Here is a 26,647-nt window from a genome sequence, read left to right on the forward strand (position 1 = left end):
GCCATGCTGCGTTGTGATCGGATTCGGCCTGCTCATTTACTGGCGTAAACTGCGCGTCCGAATCCGATCACGCCTTGCCTGGCTCTAGCTCGCGCCCTCCGTGGCGAAGTCCAGAGTCAAAAGGCTTGCTAGGTCGGCCCCCTCGCCGGGGCCGGCTCTGACAAAGAGCCATACCCGCGGCCGGGTTTCCCTTGGGGAGCCCGGCCGCTTTGCATTGCGCGCCGGGCTCGGCCTCTGGCCCGGAGTGCGCTCCGGATGGAATGGGAGAACGACAATGCGTTGGGGTGCCTATTTCGCTGTCTGCCTGTCGGTCATCAGCATCGGCCTGGCCCTCGGCCTGACCATGCCCCTGGTGTCCTTGCGCCTGGAAAGTTGGGGCTACGGCAGCTTCGCCATCGGCGTGATGGCCGCCACGCCGGCTGCCGGCGTGCTGCTCGGCGCGCTCATCTCCGGGCGCCTGGCCGCCCGCCTGGGCACGCCGCGGCTGATGCGCTGGTGCCTGCTCAGCGGGGCCTTTTCCGTCGGCCTGCTGGCGCTGCTGCAGAACTACCCGGTGTGGCTGGTGCTGCGCCTGCTGATCGGCGTGCAACTGACCGTGGTGTTCATCCTCGGCGAGAGCTGGATCAACCAGCTGGCCGTGGAGAAATGGCGCGGCCGCCTGGTGGCCCTGTACGGCACCGGCTATGCGCTGAGCCAGCTGTCCGGCCCGGTGCTGCTGACCTTCATCGGCACCGCCGACGACCGCGGCTTCTGGCTGGGCGTCGGCCTGCTGGTGTGCGGTTCGCTGCTGCTCGTCGGTCGCGGCGGCGCGCCCAGGGTGGACCCGCACAGCGCCTCGGGGCGCGGCCTGTTCGCCTTCTGCGCCAAGCTGCCGGCCATCGCCTGGGCGGTGGTGCTGTTCGCCGGTTTCGAGGCGATGATCCTCACCCTGCTGCCGGTCTACGGCGTGCGCCAGGGCTTCACCCAGGCGGTGGCGCTGACCATGGTCACGGTGGTGGTGGTGGGCGACGCGCTGCTGCAGCTGCCCATCGGCTGGCTGGCCGACCGGGTGTCGCGGCAGACGCTGTTCAAGGGCTGCGGCATCGTCCTGCTGCTGAGCAGCCTGGGCATCCCGCCGTTGCTGCACGGGCCGGCGATCTGGCCGGTGCTGGTGCTGTTCGGCGCGAGCGCCGGCGGGCTATTCACCCTGTCGCTGATCCTCATCGGCGAGCGCTACCGCGACGATGCGCTGGTCCGCGCCAACGCGCACATCGCCCAGCTGTGGGGCATCGGCTGCCTGATCGGACCGCTGACCACCGGCGCGGTCAGCCAGTGGGTGAGCGGCCATGCGCTGCCGCTGATGATGGCCCTGGGCGCCTTCGGTTTCGTCGTGCTGGTATGGCGCAAGGGCTTGCCGCCGGTGGAACTGGAGGGCGATGAGCTGCCGGAAGCGAGCGGGCGCTGAGGCCCGCTGCTCTTCGTAGGATGGGTTGAACTTGCGATACCCATGCGGCCGCGGTGATGGGTATCGCTGCGCTCAACGCCATCCTACGGGGCGACTCCTGCCACGTAGCGGGACTCCGTCCGCGATGGGCCGAGCCCACGCACGGTGATCGCGGATAACGCCTATAACATCCTCTCCAGCCCGATGGCGCCGGCGATCCAGGCGTTGAAGCGGCGCCACAGGCTGCCCGGCTCGTGGTGCAGCACGTGCGGATGGCCGTCGCGCTCGTCCACCCAGGTCAGCCGCGGGCGGCTGCCGCTGCGGTCGATGCGTACCTGGTAGCTGACGCTGGGCGACATCCCGGCCAGCGCCAGCTTGCGCGTCTGCTCCGCCAGTTCCGGGCTGTCGACGATGATGCCGACCTCGGTGTTCCAGATGATCGAGCGCGGGTCGAAGTTGAAGGAGCCGATGAACACCTGGCGCCGGTCGAAGACGATCGCCTTGCTGTGCAGGCTGGCGCTGCTGGAGCCGCGCACCGTCCAGGGCGCGCCGGCCAGGCGCTGGTCCGGCTGGGCGCGCAGTTCGTGGAGCTGCACGCCGTGCTCCAGCAGGGCCATGCGGTAGGGCGCGTAGCCGGCGTGCACGGCGGGCACGTCGGTGGCTTCCAGGGAATTGGTCAGCAGGCGCACGCTGACGCCGTTGTCGGCGCGGCCGGTGAGGTAGGTGACGCCGCTGTCGGTGGGCACGAAGTAGGCCGAGACCAGGATCAGCTCCTTCGATACCTGGCGGAACAGCGGTGCGAGCTGGGTGCTCAGCTGTTGCTGCGGGCGGCTCTGGCCGCGGTCCAGGACCTTCAGCGGGTCGTCCCAGATGGCGCGGCCCGGGGCCCAGACCAGGTCGTCGAGCCAGCTGTCCAGGTTCGACGAGGCGCCGCGCAGGTGCAGGCGCTGCAGGTAGGCGGAGTGGCGCACCCGGCTCTTTTCCAGGTAGCTGTCCAGGCCGCGCCGGGCGCGTTCGAGGTCGGCGCGCTCGGGCTTGCCCCACAGGTAGTCCTCGATGGGGCGGCTGATGGCGCTGTTCCAGTACTGGTCGAAGCTCTGCCCCAGTTCCGCGGCCACCGGGCCGACGCCGAGCAGGTCGAGGTCGCTGAAGTTCATTTCCGCCTTGGCGCCGAAGTACTCGTCGCCCAGGTTGCGCCCGCCGACGATGGCCACGCTGTTGTCGGCCAGCCACAGCTTGTTGTGCATGCGCCGGTGCTGCTCGGCGAGGTTGAACAGGCGCCCGAGGTTGCGCGTGATGCCGGTGCTGCGGCCCAGGTGCAGCGGGTTGAACAGGCGCACCTGGATGTTCGGGTGGGCGGCCAGCACGCCGATCTCGTAGTCCCAGCCGTCGCTGCTGGTGTCGTCGATCAGCACGCGCACGCGCACGCCGCGGTCGGCGGCCTTGAGCAGCTCGTGGATAAGCGCGCGGGTGGTGAGGCCGTCGTGGACGATGTAGTACTGGATGTCCAGGCTGCGCTGGGCGGCGCGGATCAGCTCGGCGCGGGCGAGGAAGGCGTCGCTGCTGGAGGCCAGCAGGCGGAAGCCGGAGGCGCCGGGGTGCGCCGCCGCGCGTTGCTGCACGGCGTCGCCGAGGGCCGTGCCGCCCGGCGACAGGGCGTGCGAGGGCGTGGGCAGGGGAACGCTGGCGCAGCCGCCGAGCAGCAGCAGCGCCAGCCACAGGAAGCGTGGTAGCAAGCGGGAGTCTCCAGGCCGCCCCGGTTGGCGGGACTGCGGAGATTCTAGCCGCTCAGCGCCTCCTTGAAGCGATACCAGGCCATGCCCAGCGCCAGCAGCGGCGAGCGCAGCAGCTTGCCGCCGGGGAAGGTGATGTGCGGGACCTTGGCGAACAGCTCGAAACCGCTGCCCTGCTGCCCGGCGATGGCCTCGGCGAGCAGCTTGCCGGCCAGGTGGGTGGCGTTCACCCCGTGGCCGGAGTAGGCCTGGGCGAAGTACACGTTGGGCTGGCCGGGCAGGCGGCCGATCTGCGGCAGGCGGTTGGCGCCGATGCCGATCATGCCGCCCCACTGGTAGTCGATGCGCACGTCGGCCAGGTGCGGGAACACCTTGAGCATCTTCGGCCGCATGTAGGCGGCGATGTCCGCCGGGTCGCGCCCGGAATAGTGGCAGGCGCCGCCGAACAGCAGGCGGTTGTCGGCGGAAAGGCGGTAGTAGTCCAGGGCCACGCGCTGGTCGCATACCGCCATGTTCTGCGGCAGCAGCTCGTGGGCGAGGTCCGCCGGCAGCGGCTCGGTGGCGATGACGTAGCTGCCGGCCGGCAGCACCTTGCCGTCGAGGTAGTGGTTCAGGCCGTTCTGGTAGGCGTTGCAGCCGATCACCAGGGTCTTGGCGCGCACGCTGCCCTTGGCGGTGCGTACCCGCACTTCGGCGCCGTAGTCGATGTGGGTGACCTGCGAATCCTCGAACAGGCGCACGCCCAGGGACTGCGCCGCAGCCGCCTCGCCCAGGGCCAGGTTGAGCGGGTGCAGGTGGCCCGAGCCCATGTCCACCATGCCGCCGACGTAGCAGTCGGCGCCGACGATGCTGCGCATTTCCGCCTGCGGGACCAGGCGCAGCTCGTGGGTGTAGCCCAGGCTCTTGAGCTCTTCGTAGTCCTCGCGGAAGCCCTCGACGTCCGCGGCCTTGTTGGCCAGGTCGCAGTAGCCCCAGGTCAGGTCGCAGTCGATGCCGTACTTCTCCACGCGCTGGCGCACGATCTGCACGGCCTCAAGGCCCATCAGCTTGAGCTGGCGCACGCCGTCCTTGCCGACCACCGGCTCGAACTGCTCGACGCCATGGCCGACGCCGCGGATCAGTTGGCCGCCGTTGCGCCCGCTGGCGCCCCAGCCGATCTTGCGGGCCTCCAGCAGGACTACCGAGAAGCCGCGCTCGGCCAGCTCGATGGCGGTGTTCAGCCCGGAGAAGCCGCCGCCGATGATGCACACGTCGGCCACTTCCTCGCCGGCCAGGGGAGGGCACTGGATGCGACGGTTGAGGGTCGCGGCGTAGTAGGAAGGGGCGTGCTGGTCGGTGTGCACCGGGAGGCGAACGCGGGCGTTCATGTGCGATATCCTGATTATTGTGTTGTTAAAATTTTACGCAGGATAAACGCCGGCTTCCCGCCACGCCAAGGGGGGAAGCCGTAAAAACTCGACAAGCTGTTGCGATCAGTCGGGAATCGGCAGGGTCAGGCTCTCCTTGACCTCTTCCATCACGATGTAGCTCTTCGACTCGCGCACGTGGGGCAGCTTCAGCAGGATGTCGCCCAGCAGCTTGCGGTAGGAGGCCATTTCCGAGATGCGCGCCTTCACCAGGTAGTCGAAGTGGCCGGACACCAGGTGGCACTCCAGCACATGGGGCAGCTTGAGCACGGCGCGGCGGAAGTCCTCGAAGGTGTCGCCGGACTTGTAGTCCAGGCTGATCTCGACGAACACCAGCAGGCTGGCCTTGAGGTACTGCGGGTTCAGCCGGGCGTTGTAGCCCATGATGATGCCTTCGCGCTCCAGGCGCCGCACCCGCTCGGTGCAGGGCGTGGTGGAGAGGCCGACGCGCTCGCCCAGCTCGGTGAAGGAAATGCGCCCTTCTTCCTGGAGGATGCGCAGGATGTTGCGGTCGATCTTGTCCAGTTCGCGGCGGCTTTGGTGCTGGGTTCTCATGGAGGCTGCTCGGGGGCGGTGCTTATGGTTGGTGATTGTCGCCAAATATAGACGTTAAGCCAGTGGATATCACTGCCCCTTGATCTTCTGCGGGCACGCCGCCAGCCTGTTCCCAGGTCCGCGCCGGATGCGCGGGCCTTCCACTTCGCCGCCGGAGCCTGGCATGCGCTCGACCCGTACCCGAATCCTGCTGTTGCTGGCGCTGCTCATCGCGCTGCTCGCCGTCTGGGCGGGGCAGGCCTGGCAGCGGCTGCTCGCGGAGCAGGGCATCGCCGGCCTGGACTGGCAGGGGCCGGGCATTTCATTGGACGGTCTGACACTGCAATGGCTGGCCGTAACGCGGGAAAAGTCCGCTTCGCGCCTGGAAATCCAGGCCGATCAGCTGCGCCTGGGCTGGCCGCGGCGTATCGACGGGCGCTGGCGCCTGGGTGACCTGGAGCTACAGCGGTTGCATGTGGGTTCCTGGCCCGCCGCCGCGACCACGGAAGAGGCGGGGGAATGGCCGACGCCCGACCAGGTGGGCCTGTGGCTCGGCCTGCTGCCGCAGCGGGCCGTCCTGCAGCGCGCCGAGTTCGAACTGCCCTGCGCCGGGCAGCGGCGCTGCACCCTGGTCGGCAGCCTGCACTGGCAGCAGCTGCCCGGCAATGCCGCGTCCCTGGCCGCCGAACTGCAGCAGGGCGCTCAGCGCCTGGCCCTCGACGGCACCCTGCACCCGGAACAGGACGCCTGGCGGCTGGCATTGAAGGCCGATCTGGATGGCGAACGCCTGACCGACCTCGACGCCAGCTGGGCGCCGGCCGAGCGCCACTGGCGCGGCAGCCTGACCAGCCCCGGCGTACCGCCACTGGACGCCGTGCGCGCCTGGCTGGCGCCCTGGTTGCCGACGCCGACCCTGCCGGTTTCCCTGCCCGAGGCCGGACGCCTGCGCCTGAGCTGGGACAGCACCCTCGGCGGCGACGGCCCCTGGCCGGACTGGCCCGCACTGCGCGACAGCCTGGGCGAACTGGAACTGGCCATGCAACTGCCGCAGCCCTGGCCGCTGCCGGGCCTGGGCACCTTGCAGGGCGACCTGCAACTGCAGGCGGCCGCGACTGCGCCGAGGCAGTGGCGGCCGCGGGTGCTGGACAGCGACCTCTACCTGGCCGACCTCTACGGCGACTGGCTGCAGGCGCTACCGGTGGGCCTGCGCCCGGCCAACCTGCGCCTGGGCCTGCAACCCGACGACAGCGCTCCCGGCGCGGTACGCCTGGACCTGCGCGGTAAGGGCGCCAGCGACCTGCGCCTGCAAGGCGTGCTGGCGCTGGTGGAGGGTGAAGCCTTGTCCCTGGCCCTGAGCCAGGCCCGCTTGCAGGCCCAGGTGCCGGACCTGCAACTGCCCGGCCTGCGCCTGGGCAAGGCGGCGCTCGACCTGCCGCTGGACGGCGAGATTGGCCAGGCCGCGGCCAGCCTGCGTCTGGGCAAGGGCGCCAAGCTGAACCTGGGCAGCCTGACCGGGCCCCAGGGGCTGAAGGCCGCCAAGCTCGGCGCGACGGCGGACAAGGCCAGCCTGGCGCTGGGCTATGCCGCCGGCCAGCCCTTCAGCCTGGGCTTCGACGGCGCCGTGCAACTGTCGGCCGGCGAGCTGCGCCAGGCGCACCTCAAGCCGCTCGCCTGGAGCTACCAGGGCCAGCTCGGCGCCGGTCTGGCACAGCAACAGCTCAAGGGCCGGCTGCAGAACAGCGGTGGCCTGGCCGCCGACGTCGAGTTGCGCCACCAGGCCGATGGCAGCCTGGAGCTGACGGCGCAACTGCCGGAATTCTTCCTGCGCAGCGGCAACCCGCTGGCGGCCAGCCTGGCCGACTGGCCGGCGCTGCTCAGCCTGAACAACGGCCGCCTGCAGGCCCGCGCGCAGTGGCGCCTGCCACCGGGGCAGGGCGCCCAGCAGCTGGACCTGACGCTGAACGGCCGGGGCCTGGAAGGCGTCTACGACCGCAGCGAGATCCACGGCCTGGACGGCGAGGCGAAGCTGCAACTGCGCGGCTCGCAGCTGACGCTGCAGTTGCCCGGCCTGCGCGTGGAGCAGCTCAACCCCGGCGTGCTGCTCGGGCCCCTGCAGTTCCAGGGCGGCTACGGCGCCAGCCTGGACCAGCCGCTGGCCGGCCGCCTGGACTGGCGCCAGGCCGAGCTGAAGCTGTTCGGCGGCCGCGCCTGGCTGGACGCCGGCACGCTGCAACTGGCCCGCGAAAACCCCGCGCAGAGCCTGCATCTGCATGGCGTGCTGCTGGAGGAAATCCTCAAGGCCTATCCCGCCGAGGGCCTGGCCGGCAACGGCATCCTCGACGGCGAGCTGCCGCTGTTGCTCGGCCCGGGCGGGCTGCGCATCCAGGGCGGCCAGGTCGCCGCGCGGCTGCCGGGCACCCTGCAGTTCCGCTCGGAGAAGATCCGCGCCCTCGGCCAGAGCAACCCGGCCATGCAACTGGTGGCGACCATGCTCGACGACTTCCGCTACGAGCGCCTGGCCAGCCGCGTGGATTATGCTGAGGGCGGCCGCCTGCTCCTGGCCCTGGCCATCAGCGGCCGCAACCCGGCGCTGGAGCAGGGGCGGCCGGTGAACCTCAACGTCAACCTGGAGGAGAACATCCCGGACCTGCTGACCAGCCTGCAGCTGAGCGACCGGGTCAGCGACACCATCCGCAAGCGCGTGCAGGAACGCCTGCGCAACCAGCCACCTGCCGCGCCCTGATCGCAAGGAGAACACCGCATGCGCCCATGCGCACTCATCGCCGTCCTGGCCCTGCTCGGGCTCAGCCAGGGCTGTACGCCGACGGTACAGCTGGCGGCGCCCAAGGAGCCGATCAACATCAACCTCAACGTGAAGATCGAGCACGAGATCTACATCAAGGTCGACAAGGCCCTGGATGGCATCATCAACGAGAACAGCGGTCTGTTCTGAGGAGCTCTAGATGACACTGCGCAGCAAACTCGGCGTCGCCCTGCTGGCCCTTTGCGTCAGCCTGCCGGCCCTGGCCATGAGCCTGGAGCAGGCCATGTCGGCCCTGGGCGGGGCCAAGGCCCAGGGCCTGGTCGGCGAGCAGCCCGACGGCTACCTCGGGGTGGTCAGCAACAGCGGCCAGGCGGCGGACATCGCCGCCCAGATCAACGCCGCGCGCCGCGCCGAGTACCAGAAGGTGGCCGGCCAGAGCGGCGCCAAGCTCGGCGACGTGGAAGCCCTGGCCGGCAAGAAGGCCATGGACCGCACCCCGTCCGGGCAATACATCCAGCTCAATGGCAAGTGGGTGCGCAAGTAAGGGGATTTCCCTGGCGCCGCCGCCTGTCGGGCGGCGCCTGCGACCCGCCGTCGCGGCAGCGCTTATTCCTGTCGGCACTGGCCCTGGCGGGAGTAAATCCCGCGTTCGCCAAAGCGCGCCGAATTAGTTGCTGAAAACCGCGATCCGACATACTTGCATGGCTATGGATTTTTCAGGTGTTTTTGCTGGTTATCTGGTGGATGCGCCTCCGTGAAAGGCGTTTTTACCAAGAATTTCCTTCAATTACCGCTTGTTAAATAGTGATTATTTCTGCGGTCGAATTCCTATACTGCGCGCAACTGACGTTCAAAATAAGAAACGTCGCGTGCCCCACGCGACGTGGGAGGCAGCGATGCGCGTTCTGGTTCTCGGCAGCGGTGTGATCGGCACCGCCAGTGCTTACTATCTGGCCCGTTCCGGTTTCGAAGTGGTGGTGGTCGACCGCCAGCCCGGCCCGGCCCTGGAAACCAGCTTCGCCAACGCCGGCCAGGTTTCCCCCGGCTACGCCTCGCCCTGGGCCGCCCCGGGCATCCCGCTGAAGGCCATGAAGTGGCTGCTGGAGAAGCACGCGCCGCTGGCCATCAAGCTCACCGGCGACCCCAGCCAGTACGCCTGGATGTGGCAGATGCTGCGCAACTGCAACGCCGCCAGCTACGCGGTGAACAAGGAGCGCATGGTGCGCCTGTCCGAGTACAGCCGCGACTGCCTCGACGAACTGCGCGCCGAAACCGGCATCGCCTACGAAGGCCGCACCCTGGGCACCACCCAGCTGTTCCGCACCCAGGCCCAGCTCGACTCCGCCGCCAAGGACATCGCCGTGCTGGAAAGCTCCGGCGTGCCCTATGAAGTCCTCGACCGCGCCGGCATCGCCCGCGTCGAACCGGCCCTGGCCAAGGTGGCCGACAAGCTGGTCGGCGCCCTGCGCCTGCCCAACGACCAGACCGGCGACTGCCAGATGTTCACCACCAAGCTGGCCGAACTGGCCCAGGGCCTGGGCGTGGAGTTCCGCTTCAACCAGAACATCCAGCGCCTGGACTTCGCCGGCGACCGCATCAACGGCGTGTGGATCGACGGTCAACTGGTCACCGCCGACCACTACGTGCTGGCCCTGGGCAGCTACTCGCCGCAGATGCTCAAGCCGCTGGGCATCGACGCCCCGGTCTACCCGCTGAAGGGCTACTCGCTGACCGTGCCGATCACCAACCCGGACATGGCGCCGACCTCGACCATCCTCGACGAGACCTACAAGGTCGCCATCACCCGCTTCGACCAGCGCATCCGCGTCGGCGGCATGGCCGAGATCGCCGGCTTCGACCTGTCGCTGAACCCGCGCCGCCGCGAAACCCTGGAAATGATCACCACCGACCTCTACCCCGAGGGCGGCGACGTCAGCCAGGCGACCTTCTGGACCGGTCTGCGCCCGGCCACCCCGGACGGTACCCCGATCGTCGGCGGCACCCGCTACCGCAACCTGTACCTGAACACCGGCCACGGCACCCTGGGCTGGACCATGGCCTGCGGCTCGGGCCGCTACCTGGCCGACCTGATGGCGAAGAAGCGCCCGCAGATCAGCACCGACGGCCTGGACATTTCCCGCTACAGCAACGCCTCGGAGGCTCAGAATGGCCATCCAGCGCCTGCACACTAATGGCCGCATGAGCCAGATCGTCGTCCACAACGGCACCGTCTACCTGGCGGGCCAGGTGGGCGACGACATGGCCGCCGGCGTCGAACAGCAGACCCGCGAGGTCCTGGCCAGCATCGAGCGCCTGCTCGAAGAGGCCGGCACCGACAAGACGCGCATCCTCTCGGTGACCATCTACCTGAAGGACATCGACGCGCACTTCGCCGGCATGAACGCCGTCTGGGACCAGTGGCTGCCGCAAGGCACCGCCCCGGCCCGGGCCACCGTGGAGGCCAAGCTCTGCGAGCCGGAGATCCTGGTGGAGATGTCGGTGGTCGCGGCCCTGCCGTAAATCCTTTGCGTGGGGCCTGGTCGGATTGCCAGGCCTTTTTTTGCTTCACGGCCTTCGTCGGTGCGGGTTCGCCCGCGGCTGCGCCGTACCCGAATAACAGAGAGTTCCCGCCATGCGTCCAGCCCGTGCCCTGATCGACCTCCAGGCCCTGCGCCACAACTACCGCCTGGCCCGCGAAGTCAGCGGCGCGCGTGCGCTGGCGGTGGTCAAGGCCGATGCCTACGGCCACGGCGCGGTGCGCTGCGCCAAGGCCCTGGAGGCGGAGGCCGACGGCTTCGCCGTGGCCTGCATCGAAGAGGCCCTGGAGCTGCGCGAAGCCGGTATCCGCGCGCCCATCCTGCTGCTGGAAGGCTTCTTCGAGGCCAGCGAACTGGAGCTGATCGAGCGCCATGACTTCTGGTGCGTGGTGCACTCGGCCTGGCAACTGGAGGCCATCGAGCGCGCCCGCCCGGCCAAGCCGCTGACGCTGTGGCTGAAGATGGACTCGGGCATGCACCGCGTCGGCTTCTTCCCGCAGGACTACGCCGCCGCCCTGGCGCGCCTGCAGGCCCTGCCGCACGTGGCCAAGGTGGTGCTGATGAGCCACTTCGCCCGCGCCGACGAGCTGGACTGCGCACGCACCGGGGAGCAGGTCGCCGCCTTCGAGGCCGTGCGCGCCGGCCTGGGCCAGCCCTACGAGGTCAGCCTGCGCAACTCCCCCGGCATCCTCGGCTGGCCGAGCGTGCCCAGCGACTGGGTGCGCCCGGGCATCATGCTCTACGGCGCCACCCCCTTCGAACAGGCCCAGCCGCTGGCCGACCAGCTGCGCCCGGTGATGACCCTGGAGTCGAAGATCATCGGCGTGCGCGAACTGCCGGCCGGCGAGCCGGTGGGCTACGGCGCGCGCTACGTCGCCGAGCGCCCGGTGCGTGTCGGTGTGGTCGCCATGGGTTACGCCGACGGCTACCCGCGCCATGCGCCGGACGGCACCCCGGTGTTCATCGACGGCCAGGCCAGCCGCATCATCGGCCGGGTGTCCATGGACATGCTCACCGTCGACCTCACCGACCTGCCCGGCGCCGGCCTGGGCAGCCGCGTCGAGCTGTGGGGGCCGAACGTCCCGGCCAGCCAGCTCGCCAGCCTGTGCGGCAGCATCCCCTATCAATTGTTCTGCAACCTCAAGCGCGTACCGCGGGTCTACAGCGGCGACTGAGCGACGAACTGCGTAAAGTTTGCGCAGTATCCGAGGCCGATCTGTTGTAAATACTGAACGGTGTTGCCATGATACGGGCACTTCGGAACCCGCTCGCCGCAAGGCGCAGGCGGGTTCCGCCCGTTAGAGCCTGGCAGAACAAGAAATAAGATAAGGAGGACCCCACCCTTGGACGTTGGCGCTCGCCTGCAAGCCATCCGTAAACTCAAAGGGCTGTCCCAGCGTGAACTCGCCAAGCGCGCGGGCGTCACCAACAGCACCATCTCGATGATCGAGAAGAACAGCGTGAGTCCGTCGATCAGCTCCCTGAAGAAGGTGCTGGGCGGCATCCCCATGTCCCTGGTGGAGTTCTTCTCCCTGGACATCGAGCAGGACAGCAACACCCAGGTGGTCTACAAGGCAGACGAACTCAGCGACCTGTCCGACGGCGACATCATCATGAAGCTGATCGGCAAGGCCTATCCCAGCCGCGCCATCACGCTGCTCGACGAGACCTACCCGCCAGGCGCCGACACCGGCGACGACATGTACTCCCACGAAGGCGAGGAGACCGGCGTGCTGGTCGAAGGCCGCCTGGAGCTGACCGTCGGCGACGAGGTGTACGTACTCGAAAGCGGCGACAGCTACTATTTCGACAGCACCCGCCCGCATCGCTTCCGCAACCCCTTCGATGCGCCGGCGAGGCTCATAAGCGCGACGACTCCGGCAAATTTTTAGAGGCGGCGGAGCCGCCTGCGACCGTATGACGCAAGGCCCTCGCGGGCCCTGCAATTGTTTCAGACGCGCGCTCTTCCGTTATACTTGCGGCCGCCCGCGCTACCTAGACTGCGATGGAAACCGTGCCCGGGCGTACAAGCCACGATGAGGGTAAAAGGGTGAACCTGATAAAGAAAATCCTGGTGGCCCAGGCCGCCGTATTGGCCCTGATGGCCGCTGGCGCCCAAGCCACGACCAATGACGACATCGCCAAGCGCCTGGAACCGGTGGGCAAGGTCTGCGTCCAGGGCAAGGAGTGCGAAGGCGTCGGCGCTGTCGCTTCCGCCGGAGGTGGCGGTGCGCCGCGTTCGGGCGAAGAGATCGTCGGCAAGGTCTGCACCACCTGCCACGGCACCGGCCTGCTGGGCGCGCCCAAGGTCGGCGACAAGGGCGAGTGGGGCAAGCGCGCCAAGGAGCAGGGCGGCCTCGATGGCCTGCTGGCCAAGGCCATTTCCGGCATCAACGCCATGCCGCCGAAAGGCACCTGCGCCGATTGCTCGGACGACGAGCTGAAGGCTGCCATCAAGCACATGTCCGGCCTCTGAGCCACGGGCTGGCAGGAAAAGCCGATTACGGGCCGATGCTGTCCGCTCAAGAAAGAATGCCGTTTCTCTGGTTGGGGAAACGGCATTTTTCATAGGGGGTGGGGCTGGGGCTTGCCTTGCAGAGTGGGGCCTTGGCTCCGCGCGTCGATCCCCACCCCCCCTCATGCTCGCGAACAGACTCCGCTGCGGGGCTCATTCGCGAGCAAGCTCGCTCCTACGCCACCCCACCCACGCCATTCCCCTGTAGGAGCGCGCCCTGCGCGCGAATCGCGGGCAGGGCCCGCTACGGTTCCAGGAAGCACGGCTTTTCGTAGGATGGCGTTGAGCGCAGCGATACCCATCAGCGCAACCGCATGGGTTTCGCAAGCTCAACCCATCCTACGAAAAGCACCTCGACGCAAACAGTTGCTCCTACGGTTACAGGAAGCGCGGCTTATCGTAGGATGGTGTTGAGCGCAGCGATACCCATCAGCGCAACCGCATGGGTTTCGCAAGCTCAACCCATCCTACGAAGAGCACCTCGGCGCAAGACAGTTACTCCTACGGTGCCAGGAAACACGGCTTTTCGTAGGATGGCGTTGAGCGCAGCGATACCCATCAGCGCAACCACATGGGTTTCGCAAGCTCAACCCATCCTACGAAAAACACCTCGGCGCAGACAGTTGCTCCTACGGTTACAGGAAGCGCGGGCGGAGCGGACTTTGTCCGCGATTGGATTTACCGGCCACGCCGGACGCCCCGGTGGCGCGAACGGCCCCCTCCGCTGAACCACCGCGCCACTTGAATGAAAAGGCGCCGGAGCCTCCCCGCCGGTTTCCGGTCCAAACTTGGATAGGCAACCACGGAGGATCGCACCTTGGCGCACCGCTGCACCCTCGACGAAGCCGTCGATCACCTGCTGGCCGGGCTCGATGGCCCGATTCGCCTGGGCCTGCCGTTGGGCCTGGGCAAGCCCAATCACCTGGTCAACCTTCTCTACCGGCGCCTGGGCGAGCAGCCGGCGCGCCAGTTGACGCTCTACACGGCGCTGTCGCTGGGCCGGCCCCAGGCCGGCAGCGAGCTGCAGCGGCGCTTTCTCGAACCCTTCGTCGAACGCCTGTACGGCGACTACCCGGAGCTCGACTACCTGCGCGACCTGCGCCAGGGCAGCCTGCCGCCGAACGTGCGCGTCGAGGAGTTCTACCTGCAGCCGGGCAGCCTGCTGGACAGCGCGCCGGCGCAGCAGAACTACATCAGCTGCAACTACAGCCACGTCGCCCGCGACCTCGACGCCAAGGGCATCAACGCCGTGGCCCAGCTGGTTGCCCGCGACCCGGCGCGGCCCGGCAGGCTGAGCCTGGCGTGCAATCCGGACATCACCCTCGACCTGCTGCCCATGCTGCGCCGCCGCCGCGCGGCCGGCGAGCGCATCCTCTGCATCGGCGTGGTGCACCGCGACCTGCCGTACATGCCGGGCGACGCCGAGGTCGACGAAGATATCTTCGACCTGCTGGTGGAACAGCCGGAGGACGCCAGCACGCTGTTCTCCACGCCCTACATGCCGGTGGGCTGGCAGGACCACTGCATCGGCTTGCACGCCAGCGCCCTGGTGCGCGACGGCGGCACCTTGCAGGTTGGCATCGGCGCCATGGGCGATGCGGTGACCTCGGCGCTGCTGCTGCGCCAGCGTGACAACACCGCGTACCGCGCGCTGCTCGCCGAACTGGAGATCGCCGAGCGCCATACCGGGCTGATCGACCGCGAAGGCGGCTTGGGCACCTTCACTCAGGGCCTCTACGGTTGCAGCGAGATGTTCGTGCCGGGCCTGCTGGACCTGGCCGAGGCCGGCGTGCTCAAGCGGCAGGTTTATCCACAGGCGCAGCAGCACCGCGCGGACGCCGACGGCGTCTGGCTGCACGCTGGCTTCTTCCTCGGCCCGCAGGCCTTCTACCAGCGTTTGCGCGAGCTGCCGGCCGAGCGCCTGGCCGGCATCGCCATGACCGGCATCGGCTTCGTCAACAACCTCTACCGCGACGAGGAACTCAAGCGCCTGCAGCGCCGCGACGCGCGCTTCATCAATAGCGCCTTCACCGTCACCCTGCTTGGCGCCGGGGTGGCCGACCAACTGGAGGACGGCCGCGTGGTCAGCGGCGTCGGCGGCCAGTACAACTTCGTCGCCCAGGCCCACGAACTGCACGGCGGGCGCTCCATCCTGCTGCTGCGCAGCTGGCGCGAGAGCGGCGGCGAGGTCAGCTCGAACATCGTCTGGAGCTATGGCCACACCACCATCCCGCGGCACCTGCGCGACATGGTGGTGACCGAGTACGGCATCGCCGACCTGCGCGGGAAGAACGATGCCGAGGTGATCGAAGCGCTGCTGGCCATCGCCGACTCACGCTTCCAGGACGGCCTCATCGCCGAGGCCAAGGCGGCGGGCAAGCTGCCGGCGGACTTCGTGCTGGAGCCGCGCCACCGCGACAACCTTCCCGAACGCCTGCGGACGCTGTGCGCACAACACCGCGAGGCCTTGCCGGAATACCCGCTGGGCTGCGACTTCACGTCCGAGGAGCGCGACCTGCTGCGGGCGCTGACCTGGCTGAAAAGCAAGCTCCGGCTCAGCGAGATCCTCGAACTGGGCAAGGCCACCCTGGACGCGCCGGAACCGGAGGCCTTCCCGGCGCACCTGCAACGCATGGGCCTGGAGCGTCCCGAAGGGCTGCGCGAGGAGCTTTACCAGCGGCTGATCCTGGCCGGCCTGCACGCCACCCGGGACGGCTTTATGTAGGCGCGAACGAAGGGCATGAAAAAGGCGGGAACCCTTGCCGGGCGCCCGCCTTTTTTCACCGCGCAGCCTGGATCAGTCGAGGAACTCGACCTCGCCGCCGGCCAGGGACTTCACCCGGGCCAGGGATTCGACGCGGTAGCCTTCGCTTTCCAGCAGCTTGCGGCCGTCCTGGAAGGACTTCTCGATGACGATGCCCAGGCCGGCGATGCTCGCCCCGGCCTGCTGGATCAGGTCGATCAGCGCCTTGGCGGCGTGGCCGTTGGCGAGGAAGTCGTCGATCACCAGCACGTGGTCGGCGGCGGTCAGGTGCCGTGCGGAGATGGCGATGGTGCTCTCGGTCTGCTTGGTGAAGGAGAACACCTTGGAGATCAGCAAGTCGTTCTTCAGCGTCAGCGACTGGAACTTGCGGGCGAAGATCACCGGGATGCCCAGCTCCAGGCCGGCCATGACCGCCGGGGCGATGCCCGAGGCCTCGATGGTGACGATCTTGGTGATGCCCTGGCCCTTGAAGCGTTCGGCGAACTCGTGGCCGATCTGCTTCATCAGCAGCGGGTCGATCTGGTGGTTGAGGAAGGCGTCTACCTTGAGGACCTGGTCGGAGAGGACGACGCCTTCGCTGCGGATTTTGTCTTTGAGGGTGTTCAATTGAGGGCTTCCTGGCGGAGCTGGGGCCGCTGATGAAGCGCGCAATTCTACCTCGTAAGCGCCGGCCTGCGCGACCTTCCGACAAAAGAAGAAGCTGATCGGGTGGACAGCTTCCGCTGGCCGTCGCCGTGGCATTCCATTGTAGGAGCGCGCCCTGCGCGCGAATCGCGGGCAGGGCCCGCCTACAGGTTGGTGGCGCATTTCCCGTCCGTGCCAGCATCGTAGGATGGGTTGAGCGAAGCGATACCCATCGCCACGACCGCATGGGTTTCGCAAGCTCAACCCATCCTACGAAGAGCGCGTCGGCGCGCAGGCTCAGCGCTTGAGCAGCGCGCGGATGTCCGCCAGGGCCGCGTTGCCCTTGGCCGCCTTGACCTCCACCGGGGCGTCTTCCTGGCCTTCCCAGACCAGGTCTTCCGGCGGCAGCTCGTCGAGGAAGCGGCTCGGCGAGCAGTCGATGATCTCGCCGTACTGCTTGCGCTTGGCGGCGAAGGTCATGGCCAGGTTCTTCTTCGCCCGGGTGATGCCGACGTAGGCCAGGCGCCGCTCTTCCTCGATGCTGTCGGCCTCGATGCTGGAGCGGTGGGGGAGGATTTCCTCCTCCACGCCGAGAATGAACACATAGGGGAATTCCAGGCCCTTGGAGGCATGCAGGGTCATCATCTGCACGCCGTCGGCGCCTTCCTCTTCCTCCTGCTGGCGTTCGAGCATGTCGCGCAGCACCAGCTTGGCGATGGCCTGCTCGATGGTCATGTCGCCGTCCTCATCGCGCTCCAGGGTGTTCTTCAGCGCCTCGATGAGGAACCAGACGTTGCCCATGCGGAAGTCGGCGACCTTGTCGCTGGAGGCGTTCTGCCGCAGCCAGTTCTCGTAGTCGATGTCCATCACCATGCTGCGCAGCGCGCCGATCGGGTCGGAGCCCGCGCACTGCTCGCGGACCTTGTCGATGAAGCGCTTGAAGCGCTGCAGGCGCTCGACGAAGCGCGCGTCCAGGTGCTCGGCCAGGCCCAGCTCGCCGCTGGCGGCGAACATCGAACAGCCGCGCTCGGTGGCGTAGTTGCCGAGCTTCTCCAGGGTCGCCGAGCCGATCTCCCGGCGCGGCACGTTGATCACCCGCAGGAAGGCGTTGTCGTCGTCCGGGTTCACCAGCAGTCGGAAGTAGGACATCAGGTCCTTCACTTCCTGGCGGGCGAAGAAGCTGGTGCCGCCGGACAGGCGATAGGGAATCTGGTGGTGCTGCAGCTTCAGCTCGATCAGCTTGGCCTGGTAGTTGCCGCGGTAGAGGATGGCGAATTCGCTGTAGGGCCGCTGGGTCTTCAGGTGGATGGTGAGGATTTCCATGGCTACCCGCTCGGCCTCGGCTTCCTCGTTGCGGCAGCGGATCACCCGGATCGGGTCGCCTTCGCCCATCTCGCTCCACAGCTGCTTCTCGAACACGTGGGGGTTGTTGGCGATGAGCACGTTGGCGCACTTGAGGATGCGGCTGGTGGAGCGGTAGTTCTGCTCCAGCATCACCACCTTCAGCGAGGGGAAGTCGTCCTTGAGCTGCATCAGGTTTTCCGGGCGCGCGCCGCGCCAGGCGTAGATCGACTGGTCGTCGTCGCCGACCACGGTGAAGTGCGCGCGCTGCTGCACCAGCAGCTTCACCAGCAGGTACTGGCTGGCGTTGGTGTCCTGGTACTCGTCCACCAGCATGTAGCGCACGCGGTTGCGCCACTTCTCGAGGATGTCCGGGTTGTCCTGGAACAGCTTCACCGGCTGCAGGATCAGGTCGTCGAAGTCCACCGCGTTGTACGCGCGCAGGGTGCGCTGGTAGTGCAGGTAGACCATGGCGGCGGTCTGTTCCTTGGGGTTGCGCGCCTTGGCCAGGGCCTCCTCGGGCAGGATCAGGTCGTTCTTCCAGCCGCCGATCAGGTTCTTGATCTCGTCCAGGCCGTCGTCGCCGGAATACTCCTTCTGCATGATGTCCGTCATCAGTGCCTTCACGTCGCTCTCGTCGAAGATCGAGAAGCCGGGCTTGTAGCCCAGGGCGGCGTATTCCTTGCGGATGATGTTCAGGCCCAGGTTGTGGAAGGTGGAGACGGTCAGGCCCTTGCCTTCGCCGGGGCGCAGCAGGGTGCTGACGCGCTCCTTCATCTCGCGCGCGGCCTTGTTGGTGAAGGTGACGGCGACGATGTACTGGGCGCGGATGCCGCACTGCTGCACCAGGTAGGCGATCTTGCGGGTGATCACGCTGGTCTTGCCGGAGCCGGCGCCGGCCAGCACCAGCAGGGGGCCGCCGACGTAGTTCACGGCCTCTTGCTGCCGGGGGTTGAGTCGGGACATGGTTCGGGAAGGGTATCGATGGCGAAGCGGGCGGCCATTCTACCAGCCCCGCCCGGGGCTGCGGAAAAACGGCGATCTGTGACGCCGTCGCGCTTCGCCGTTTTGGATAAATTCATACTTGTATTAGGCTTGTGGCTGCATTAGTTGAAGAAAACTCTGAAGAGTTTCTTGGTTCTGCGCCGACAGACGGCCTCGTCCGGGCGCTGGAACGCCAATCCGGATGGCCGGGGCATGGGATGGCGCCCGGGGCATTCCTTTTCTTTTCATGGGGGTCGCTTGGCTGCGTCGGTCGAGTCCACGCGCCTGCTCCTGCTGGCTGAAACGCCGCAGTGGGCCCAGCTGCTGCGCGAGCATCTCGCCGCGCTGGGCAACGCTTATTCGCTGATCACCGCGCCTTCCTGGGAGTCCGCCCGCAGCCTGTTCGACGAGGACGAGGTCGGCCTGGTGCTGGCCACCCCCGGCAAGCTGCCCTCGCGGGACAACTGCCGGCTGCCGATCATCCTGCTGCTGGAGCGCGAGCCCGCGCAGACGCCCGCCGGCGTGGCCGACTGGCTGACGCCGCAACTGAGCAGCGAGGTGCTGCGCCGCTCCCTGCGCTACGCCCGCGAACGCAGCGGCCTGGAAGCCACCCTGCAGCGCCTGGCCGAGCAGGACCCGCTGACCGGCATCGCCAACCGCCAGGGCTTCCAGACCTTGCTGGCCGCGCAGCTGGACGAGTTCCAGGGCCGCGGCCTGGCCCTCGGCCACCTCGACCTGGACAACTTCCGCCACGTCAACGACGCCCTCGGCCACCAGGCCGGCGACCGCCTGATCCTGCAGGTGGTGGCGCGTCTGCGCTCGCACCTGGAGCACGGCGACCGCCTGGCGCGCCTGGGCAGCGACGAGTTCGCCCTGCTGCTGGACACCCGCCGCGACCCGCGGCGCGCCGAGCGCCTGGCCGAGCGCATCGTCGAAGTGCTGGGAGAGCCCTACTGGGTGGAAGGCGAGAGCCTGCTGCTGGGCTGCAGCCTGGGCCTGGCCCATGCCCGTTCCGGCGACAGCGCCGACGCCCTGATGTGGCACGCGCACATCGCCATGCAGCAGGCCAAGATGCGCCAGGGCTGCACCTTCCACCTCTTCGACGAACGCATCAACCGCGGCGCGCGCAGCCTGGCCGAGCTGGAGAGCGAGCTGCGCCGGGCCCTGCGTCGCGACGAACTGGAACTGCACTACCAGCCGCGCCTGGACCTGGAGAGCGACACCATCGTCGGCCTCGAGGCCCTGGTGCGCTGGCGCCACCCCAGCCGCGGGCTGCTCACCCCGGGGGATTTCGTGCCCCTGGCCGAGGAGAGCGGGTTGATCGTGCCGCTGGGCTACTGGGTGATCGCCCGCGCCCTGCGTGACATGCAGTGGCTGCTCGGGCGCGGCCTGCCGCCGCTGCACATGGCCATCAATCTGTCGTTCCGCCAGTTCCAGGACAGCCAGCTGCTGCCCACGCTGCAACGGCTGATCGCCGAGCGCGGCGTGGATGCGCGCTGGCTGGAATTCGAACTCACCGAAACCGCCGTGATGCGCCGCAGCGAGCAGGTCCTGCAGACCATGCAGACGCTGGGGCAACTGGGCGTGCGCTTCTCCCTGGACGACTTCGGCACCGGCTTCTCCTCCTTCGTCCACCTCAACAGCCTGCCGATCACCCTGCTGAAGATCGACAAGAGCTTCGTCGGCGGCATGTCCGAGCGCGCGGAGAACCGCCAACTGGTGCGGGCCATGATCAACCTGGCGCACAACCTCAACCTGGAGGTGGTCGCCGAGGGCGTGGAAAGCGCCGACCAGCGCCAGCTGCTGCGCCAGTTCGGCTGCGACCAGGTGCAGGGCTACTGGATCAGCCGCCCGCTGCCGTTGCCCGAGCTGGCGCGCTTCCTGGTGTTCGGCGCCGGACGCGCGCTCAGGCAGCAGGACCCGGTCGGCAACTGAAGCCCGGTTCCGCCATCGGCTGCAGCAGCCGCGCGGTGCGCGCCTCGAAGGCCAGGCACAGGCCCAGCGCGGTGCACGCCAGCCCCGCCGCCAACCCCCACCAGACACCGTGCGGGCCCCAGCCGAAGGGGAAGGCCAGCAGCCAGGCCAGCGGCACGCCCGCCAGCCAGTAGCCGGCCAGGCCCACCAGGAAGGTGGTGCGGGCATCCTTGAGGCCGCGGATGGCGCCCATGGCGATGCTCTGCAGGCCATCGAACAGCTCGAACCAGGCGGCGATCGCCAGCAGGCTCACGGCCAGTTGCACCACCGCCTGGTTGGCCGGTTGCTCGAGATCGAGGAACAGGCCGATGACCTGGCGCGGCGCCAGCCAGAACAGCAGGGCGAAGGCGAACATGCACAGCGCGCCGAAGCCGATGCCCACCCGCCCGGCGCGGCGCGCCTCGAGCAGGCGGCCGGCGCCGTAGTGCTGGCCGATGCGGAAGGTCACCGCGTAGGAAATCCCCACCGGCACCATGAAGGCCAGGTACACCGACTGGATGGCGATCTGGTGCGCGGCCAGCGCGGTGGCGCCGATCGCCCCCATGCACAGGGTGGCCACGGTGAACATGCCCGACTCCACCGCATAGGTACCGCCGATCGGCAGGCCCAGGCGCAGCGTCTCGACGATCTCCCGGCGCTGCGGACGGCCCAGGCCGCGCAGCAGCGGGTAGGCGGCATAGGCCGGATGCCAGCGCAGGTACAGCGCGAGGATCAGCGGCAGCAGGTTCATGACGATGGCGGTGACCAGGCCGATGCCGGCCAGGCCCAGGCGCGGCAGGCCGAACCAGCCGTCGAGGAAGGCATAGTTCAGGCCCAGGTTGGCCAGCGCGCCGAGCGCGCTGATGGCCATCACCGGGCCGGGGCGCTCGATGGCGCTGGTGAAACCGCGCAGCACCATGAAGGCCAGGTAGCCGGGCAGGGCGAAGAGAATGCTGTGCAGAAAACTCATGGTGCCATGCACCGTCTCCGGCGCCTGGCCGAGCGCCAGCAGCAGCGCCTCCAGGTTCCACAGCAGGGCGCCGGCGAGCAGCGCCAGGCCCAGGCCGACCCACAGCCCCGCCTGGGTGGCGGCGGCCGCGCCGGCGCTGTCGCGCGCGCCATGGCGGATCGCCACCAGGTTGCCGGTGGCCGCCACCACGCCGCTGCACACGGTGGAGACGAACGCATAGGTGGAGGCGCCCAGGCCCCCTGCGGCCAGGGCGTCGGGGCCGAGCTTGCCCATCATCAGGGTGTCGGTGAAGACCATGGCGACATAGGCCAGCTGGGCGGCGATCAGCGGCCCGGCCAGGCGCAGGATGGCCTGCAGTTCGGTGCGGTAGGGGGTGGGCATGGCATGAGTCTGGTTTGGGCGGCGCCTGGCGTCTCCCGGGTTCATCGATTCGCCCATTCTGGTGGGCCGCCCGGCCTTCCCACAAAAGGAAAAAAGCGATGCAATGCATGAGTCAGACTCATGCCTGAAGGCCCGCCATGCCCCGTCGCCTGCCCCCGCTCTATGCCCTGCGCGCCTTCGAGGCGGCCGCCCGGCACGCCTCCTTCACCCGCGCCGCCGAGGAACTGGCCATCACCCAGAGCGCGGTGAGCCGCCACGTGCGCACCCTGGAGGAGCACTTCGACTGCCAGCTGTTCCAGCGCCAGGGCCGCCAGCTGCGCCTGACCGAGCCGGCGCGCCTGCTGCTGCCGGGCCTGCGCGACGGCTTCGACGCCCTGGAGCGCGCCTGCGCCAGCCTGCACAGCGACGAGGACGTGCTGCGCCTGAAGGCGCCCTCGACCCTGACCATGCGCTGGCTGCTGCCGCGCCTGAGCATCTTCCGCATGGCCAACAGCGATATCGAGGTGCAGCTGACCAGCGCCTGGATGGACGTCGACGAGGTGGACTTCGCCCGCGAGCCCTTCGACTGCGCGGTGCTGCTCGGCGCCGGGCGCTTCCCGGCGGAATGGGAGAGCTGCCTGCTGTTCCCCGAGTGGCTGATCCCGGTCGGCGCCCCGCAACTGCTCGACGATGGCCCCTGGGACGTCGAGCGGCTGGCCGCCGCGGAGCTGCTGCACCCCACGCCGGACCGCCGCGACTGGCGCCGCTGGCTGCAGCGTGTGGGCCTGGAGGAGCAGGTGTCGCTCAAGGGCGGCCAGGTCTTCGACACCCTGGAGCTGGGCATAGTCGCGGCCACCCGCGGCTACGGCCTGTCCATCGGCGACCTGGTGATGGTCGCCGAGGACGCCGCCGCCGGCCGTCTGGCCCTGCCCTGGCCCTGTGCGGTGGCCAGCGGCGAGAGCTACTACCTGGTCTGGCCCAAGGCGCGGCGGCAGCAGGAGCGCCTGCGCCGTCTGAGGGATTTTCTTCTGGCCGAAGTCAGCGCAATGCGACTGCCGCAGGTTGAAATTCTGGAGTAGGTTGTAGGGCGTTTCCGCGGCCCCTGCGACTGGAGCGCGCATGCGACGCCCGACCGTCTGTCTGGCCCTTTGCCCCCTTGCTACGGTCGTGCCGGAGGGGAAACGCCCGGCCATCAACGATGGGCCAAAGCCCATGTCGCCGCGCCTTCCCCGCCATTCGCAACCGGGGGAACATTCGATGAAAACCTGTGGACTACTGTTCGGCATCCTGCTGCTCGGCGGCCTGGCCAACGACGCCGTGGCCGCCACCGAGCTCAAGCACTGGCCGGAGCCCGCGGCGAAGCAGCTCGACGCGCTGATCGCGGCCAACGCCAACAAGGGCGCCTACGCCGTCTTCGACATGGACAACACCAGCTACCGCTACGACGTCGCCGAGGCGTTGCTGCCGTACCTGGAGAACAAGGGGGTGCTGACCCGCGACAAGCTCGACCCTTCGCTGAAGCTGATCCCCTTCAAGGACCTCAAGGGCAAGAAGGAGAGCCTCAACAGCTACTACACGCGGCTCTGCGAATTCGACCACCGCGTCTGCTACCCCTGGGCCGCACAGGCGCTTTCCGGCCTGACCCTGCGCGAACTCAAGGGCCACCTCGACGCCATGATGGCGAGCGGCAAGCCGGTCAAGAGCGACTACTACGACGGCGACACCCTGCGCACCGTCGAGGTGCAGCCGCCGCAGCTGTTCACCGGCCAGCAGGAACTGTTCAAGCGGATGATGGAGAACGGCATCGAGGTGTACATCCTCACCGCCTCCCACGAGGAACTGGTGCGCATGGTCGCCAGCGACCCGAAGTACGGCTACAACGTCAAGCCGGAGAACGTCATCGGCGTCAGCACCCTGCTCAAGGACCGCAAGACCGGCGCGGTGACCACCGCGCGCCGGCAGATCAGCGAGGGCAAGTACGATCCCGAGGCCAACCTGGACCTCGAATTCACCCCCTACCTGTGGACCCCGGGCACCTGGATGGCCGGCAAGACGGCGGCCATCCAGACCTACATCGACCCGTGGAAGAAGCCCATCCTGGTCGGCGGCGACTCGCCCAGCAATGACGGCCACATGCTGTTCCACAGCACGGCGGACGACGGCATGCGCCTGTGGGTGAACCGCAAGGCCAAGTACATGGACCAGCTCGAAGGCATGATCAAGAAGAACGCCGAGGCCCAGGCCAAGCTGGGGCAGCCGGTGCGCGCCGACAAGAACTGGCTGGTGGTCACGCCCGAGGAGATTCTCTGAGCCGGCGGCGGGCGGCGCCCCCTGCGCTGCCCGCCGCTTCCAGGCATGCCCTGTCGCTCCTGGCCAAGTCCTGGCGCGCAGGCAACGCCCGAGGTCGCGTTCACCGCAGGACTGCAACACGGCTTTGCTAGGGTGAATGCTGGACTAGTCCAGGGAACGGCCCGCGCCGGGTCCTTCCACCCACAAGACCACCTCGGGGGAAACCAGATGAAACCCATGCGCACCCTGCTCGCCGCGCTGCTGCTCGGCGGCCTGGCCAGCAGCGTCTTCGCCGCCACCGAACTCAAGCACTGGCCGGAACCGGCCGCCAGGCAACTGGACGCGCTGATCGCGGCCAACGCCAACAAGGGCGCCTTCGCCGTCTTCGACATGGACAACACCAGCTACCGCTACGACCTGGAGGAGTCGCTGCTGCCCTTCCTGGAAATGAAAGGCGTGCTGACCCGCGAGAAGCTGGACCCGTCGCTGAAGCTGATCCCCTTCAAGGACGTGGGCGGCCACAAGGAAAGCCTGAACAGCTACTACTACCGCCTCTGCGAGGTCGACGACCTGGTCTGCTACCCCTGGGTCGCCCAGGTGTTCTCCGGCTTCACCCTCAAGGAACTCAAGGGCTACGTCGACGAACTGATGGCCTACGGCAAGCCGATCCCCAGCACCTACTACGAGGGTGACGCGGTCAAGACCATCGAGATCAACCCGCCGAAGGTCTTCACCGGCCAGCAGGAGCTGTACAACAAGCTGATGGAGAACGGCATCGAGGTCTACGTGATGACCGCCGCCCACGAGGAACTGGTGCGCATGGTCGCCAGCGATCCGAAGTACGGCTACAACGTGAAGCCGCAGAACGTCATCGGCGTCACCACCCTGCTCAAGGACCGCAAGACCGGCGCGCTGACCACCGCGCGCAAGCAGATCGGCGAGGGCAAATACGATCCCAAGGCCAATCTGGACCTGGAGATCACCCCCTACCTTTGGACCCCGGCGACCTGGATGGCCGGCAAGCAGGCCGCCATCCTCACCTACATCGACCAGTGGAAGCGCCCCATCCTGGTCGGCGGCGACACCCCCAGCAGCGACGGCTACATGCTGTTCAACGGCACCGCCGAGAACGGCGTCCACCTGTGGATAAACCGCAAGGCCAAGTACATGGACCAGCTCGACGGCATGATCAAGAAGAACGCCGAGGCCCAGGCCAAGCTGGGGCAGCCGGTCACCGCGGACAAGAACTGGGTGATAGTGACGCCGGAGCAGATCCAGTAGCGCGGGTTCGGCCGGCCCCGGCTCAGCGCCGGGGCTCGGCCAACTGCTGCAGGCCGTGCTCCAGGCTGGCGGCGGACAGCTCGCCCATGTGGCTGTGGCGCAGGCGGCCGCCGGCGGCGTAGAAGAAGGTGGTCGGCATGCCGTAGGCGCCGGTGGCCTGGCCGAGCTGGTTGCCGAGGTCGAGCAGGACTTCCCTGGGCTTCAGGTTCTGGCTGGCGAGGAAGCTGGCGATGGCTTCGGCCGGTTCGCCCTGGTTGACCAGCACGAAGCGCACGTCCGGGCGCGCCTGCTGGGCGGCTTCCAGCACCGGCATCTCGCGGCGGCAGGGCGGGCACCAGGTGGCCCAGAGGTTGACCACCAGCGGGCGGCCGTCCAGTTGGCCGAGGCTCACCGGGCGGCCTTGCAGGTCGCTCAGCGCCAGGGCCGGCAGTTGCTGGCCGCGGTCCAGGGCGGAGACCACCGCCTTGCCGCTACCCCAGACGCAGAGGCCGCTCACCAGGGCGATGGCCAGCGGCCGGCGCAGGCTGTTGCGGTGCCAGGCCAGCCAGGCGCCGAGCAGGGCCGCGGCGAGGGCGCCCGGCCAGGCGAGGAAGCCGCCGTCGCGGATGTCCAGCATGCTCCAGGGGGCCGCTGCGTATTGCCCGGCGTAGCGCGCGACGAAGGCCAGGCGCGCCATCAGCAGGCCGGCCAGGAGCATGGCGAAGAGCGCGCCCTCGGGGTTGCCGCCGCGCCTGCGCCCGGCCAGCCAGCCGCCCAGCAGCGCGGCGAGGAAGCCCAGGTAGAGCAGGGCCTGGGGCATGGGAATGGCGAGCGGGCCGAGGATCAGGCTGGTCATGACGGTCTCCGGAAGGCAGGCCGCGAGTATCGCAGCCCCGTGCCGGTGGGCGGGAGCAGTGCTGTGGATAAATGTTTCGATCGTGCCTTGTCGCCCGGCACGGTATTTCCCTGTAGGAGCGCGCCCTGCGCGCGAATCGCGGGCAGGGCCTGCTCCTACCCCCGCCGGCAAAGCACCCCGTAGGATGGTGTTGAGCGAAGCGATACCCATCACCACGGCAGCATGGGTTTCGCAGGCTCAACTCATCCGTTGAGGCGCACCTTGGTGCAGCCGGCAAGACAGCCACTCCTACGACCGTGCCTCCCCAACACCGTTGCCCAGGCGCTATGCCCCC

At 68.3% G+C, this 26,647-nt stretch carries 20 protein-coding genes and 1 pseudogene; 14 read left to right on the forward strand and 7 right to left on the reverse strand.

Annotated elements, in window-relative coordinates; translation table 11 throughout:
• Window positions 1-274 precede the first annotated feature (274 nt).
• Complete coding sequence (locus PM1_RS00295; RefSeq protein ID WP_009614113.1) at window positions 275-1,444, forward strand: MFS transporter; 1,170 nt, start codon at window positions 275-277, stop codon at window positions 1,442-1,444.
• A gap of 161 nt (window positions 1,445-1,605) precedes the next feature.
• Here the strand turns inward: PM1_RS00295 and PM1_RS00300 are convergent, their stop codons facing one another.
• The 3 genes from PM1_RS00300 to dadR all read right to left on the reverse strand — a co-directional run bounded on the left by PM1_RS00300 (window position 1,606) and on the right by dadR (window position 5,117).
• A complete protein-coding gene (locus PM1_RS00300) occupies window positions 1,606-3,159 on the reverse strand; it encodes a phospholipase D family protein (protein WP_009614110.1) in 1,554 nt (517 codons plus the stop codon).
• Between the two features lie 44 nt (window positions 3,160-3,203).
• Window positions 3,204-4,523 (reverse strand): NAD(P)/FAD-dependent oxidoreductase, encoded by a 1,320-nt coding sequence (locus PM1_RS00305; RefSeq protein ID WP_009614108.1) that lies wholly within the window; start codon window positions 4,521-4,523, stop codon window positions 3,204-3,206.
• A 105-nt stretch (window positions 4,524-4,628) separates the two neighbouring features.
• Window positions 4,629-5,117: a transcriptional regulator DadR gene (gene dadR, locus PM1_RS00310; RefSeq protein ID WP_009614106.1), complete on the reverse strand. Its 489-nt coding sequence runs from the start codon at window positions 5,115-5,117 to the stop codon at window positions 4,629-4,631.
• Window positions 5,118-5,280: 163 nt separating this feature from the next.
• Between dadR and PM1_RS00315 the strand changes: the two genes are divergently transcribed.
• From PM1_RS00315 to PM1_RS00355, 9 genes are all read left to right on the forward strand, one after another.
• The gene (locus PM1_RS00315) at window positions 5,281-7,839 is read left to right on the forward strand and encodes a YdbH domain-containing protein (protein ID WP_009614105.1); all 2,559 of its coding nucleotides are present in this window, start codon (window positions 5,281-5,283) and stop codon (window positions 7,837-7,839) included.
• 18 nt (window positions 7,840-7,857) lie between these two features.
• A complete protein-coding gene (locus tag PM1_RS00320) occupies window positions 7,858-8,049 on the forward strand; it encodes a YnbE family lipoprotein (protein WP_009614103.1) in 192 nt (63 codons plus the stop codon).
• A 10-nt stretch (window positions 8,050-8,059) separates the two neighbouring features.
• Window positions 8,060-8,404 (forward strand): YdbL family protein, encoded by a 345-nt coding sequence (locus PM1_RS00325; protein WP_009614101.1) that lies wholly within the window; start codon window positions 8,060-8,062, stop codon window positions 8,402-8,404.
• 352 nt (window positions 8,405-8,756) lie between these two features.
• Entirely contained in the window at window positions 8,757-10,052 is a 1,296-nt protein-coding gene (dadA, locus tag PM1_RS00330) for a D-amino acid dehydrogenase (protein ID WP_009614100.1), read from the forward strand.
• A complete protein-coding gene (locus PM1_RS00335; protein ID WP_009614098.1) occupies window positions 10,027-10,380 on the forward strand; it encodes a RidA family protein in 354 nt (117 codons plus the stop codon). The genes dadA and PM1_RS00335 overlap by 26 nt, the downstream gene beginning before the upstream one ends.
• A gap of 112 nt (window positions 10,381-10,492) precedes the next feature.
• The gene (gene alr / locus PM1_RS00340) at window positions 10,493-11,572 is read left to right on the forward strand and encodes an alanine racemase (RefSeq protein WP_009614096.1); all 1,080 of its coding nucleotides are present in this window, start codon (window positions 10,493-10,495) and stop codon (window positions 11,570-11,572) included.
• 168 nt (window positions 11,573-11,740) lie between these two features.
• Window positions 11,741-12,289, forward strand: a complete 549-nt coding sequence (locus PM1_RS00345; protein WP_009614094.1) for a cupin domain-containing protein — start codon at window positions 11,741-11,743, stop codon at window positions 12,287-12,289.
• A 158-nt stretch (window positions 12,290-12,447) separates the two neighbouring features.
• Window positions 12,448-12,873: a c-type cytochrome gene (locus tag PM1_RS00350; RefSeq protein WP_009614092.1), complete on the forward strand. Its 426-nt coding sequence runs from the start codon at window positions 12,448-12,450 to the stop codon at window positions 12,871-12,873.
• 925 nt (window positions 12,874-13,798) lie between these two features.
• On the forward strand, window positions 13,799-15,637 hold the full coding sequence (locus tag PM1_RS00355; RefSeq protein WP_152604489.1) for an acetyl-CoA hydrolase/transferase C-terminal domain-containing protein: 1,839 nt from the start codon (window positions 13,799-13,801) through the stop codon (window positions 15,635-15,637).
• A gap of 72 nt (window positions 15,638-15,709) precedes the next feature.
• Here the strand turns inward: PM1_RS00355 and PM1_RS00360 are convergent, their stop codons facing one another.
• Window positions 15,710-16,282, reverse strand: coding sequence for a xanthine phosphoribosyltransferase (locus PM1_RS00360; protein WP_009614088.1), 573 nt, complete (start codon window positions 16,280-16,282; stop codon window positions 15,710-15,712).
• 315 nt (window positions 16,283-16,597) lie between these two features.
• The gene (rep, locus tag PM1_RS00365) at window positions 16,598-18,607 is read right to left on the reverse strand and encodes a DNA helicase Rep (RefSeq protein ID WP_009614086.1); all 2,010 of its coding nucleotides are present in this window, start codon (window positions 18,605-18,607) and stop codon (window positions 16,598-16,600) included.
• 231 nt (window positions 18,608-18,838) lie between these two features.
• Here rep and PM1_RS00370 point away from each other — a divergent pair, with 231 nt between their 5' ends.
• Window positions 18,839-20,560, forward strand: a complete 1,722-nt coding sequence (locus PM1_RS00370) for a putative bifunctional diguanylate cyclase/phosphodiesterase (RefSeq protein WP_009614084.1) — start codon at window positions 18,839-18,841, stop codon at window positions 20,558-20,560.
• On the opposite strand, the pseudogene PM1_RS00375 reads toward PM1_RS00370, so the two are convergent.
• A pseudogene (locus PM1_RS00375) lies at window positions 20,461-21,929 on the reverse strand (NorM family multidrug efflux MATE transporter). The gene PM1_RS00370 and the pseudogene PM1_RS00375 overlap by 100 nt on opposite strands.
• 137 nt (window positions 21,930-22,066) lie before the next feature.
• Between PM1_RS00375 and PM1_RS00380 the strand changes: the two are divergent.
• From PM1_RS00380 to PM1_RS00390, 3 genes are all read left to right on the forward strand, one after another.
• Window positions 22,067-22,987 carry a LysR substrate-binding domain-containing protein gene (locus PM1_RS00380; RefSeq protein WP_009614080.1) on the forward strand — a complete coding sequence of 307 codons (921 nt, stop codon included), beginning with the start codon at window positions 22,067-22,069 and terminating at the stop codon, window positions 22,985-22,987.
• Window positions 22,988-23,165: 178 nt separating this feature from the next.
• Complete coding sequence (locus PM1_RS00385) at window positions 23,166-24,218, forward strand: phosphorylcholine phosphatase (protein ID WP_009614079.1); 1,053 nt, start codon at window positions 23,166-23,168, stop codon at window positions 24,216-24,218.
• A 207-nt stretch (window positions 24,219-24,425) separates the two neighbouring features.
• On the forward strand, window positions 24,426-25,478 hold the full coding sequence (locus tag PM1_RS00390; protein WP_009614078.1) for a hypothetical protein: 1,053 nt from the start codon (window positions 24,426-24,428) through the stop codon (window positions 25,476-25,478).
• Between the two features lie 22 nt (window positions 25,479-25,500).
• On the opposite strand, the gene PM1_RS00395 is transcribed toward PM1_RS00390, so the two are convergent.
• Window positions 25,501-26,313 (reverse strand): TlpA disulfide reductase family protein, encoded by an 813-nt coding sequence (locus PM1_RS00395; RefSeq protein ID WP_009614077.1) that lies wholly within the window; start codon window positions 26,311-26,313, stop codon window positions 25,501-25,503.
• Between the last annotated feature and the right edge of the window lie 334 nt (window positions 26,314-26,647).

Source organism: Pseudomonas sp. M1 (genome assembly GCF_022760135.1).
In the GTDB taxonomy this organism is placed as follows: domain Bacteria; phylum Pseudomonadota; class Gammaproteobacteria; order Pseudomonadales; family Pseudomonadaceae; genus Pseudomonas; species Pseudomonas citronellolis.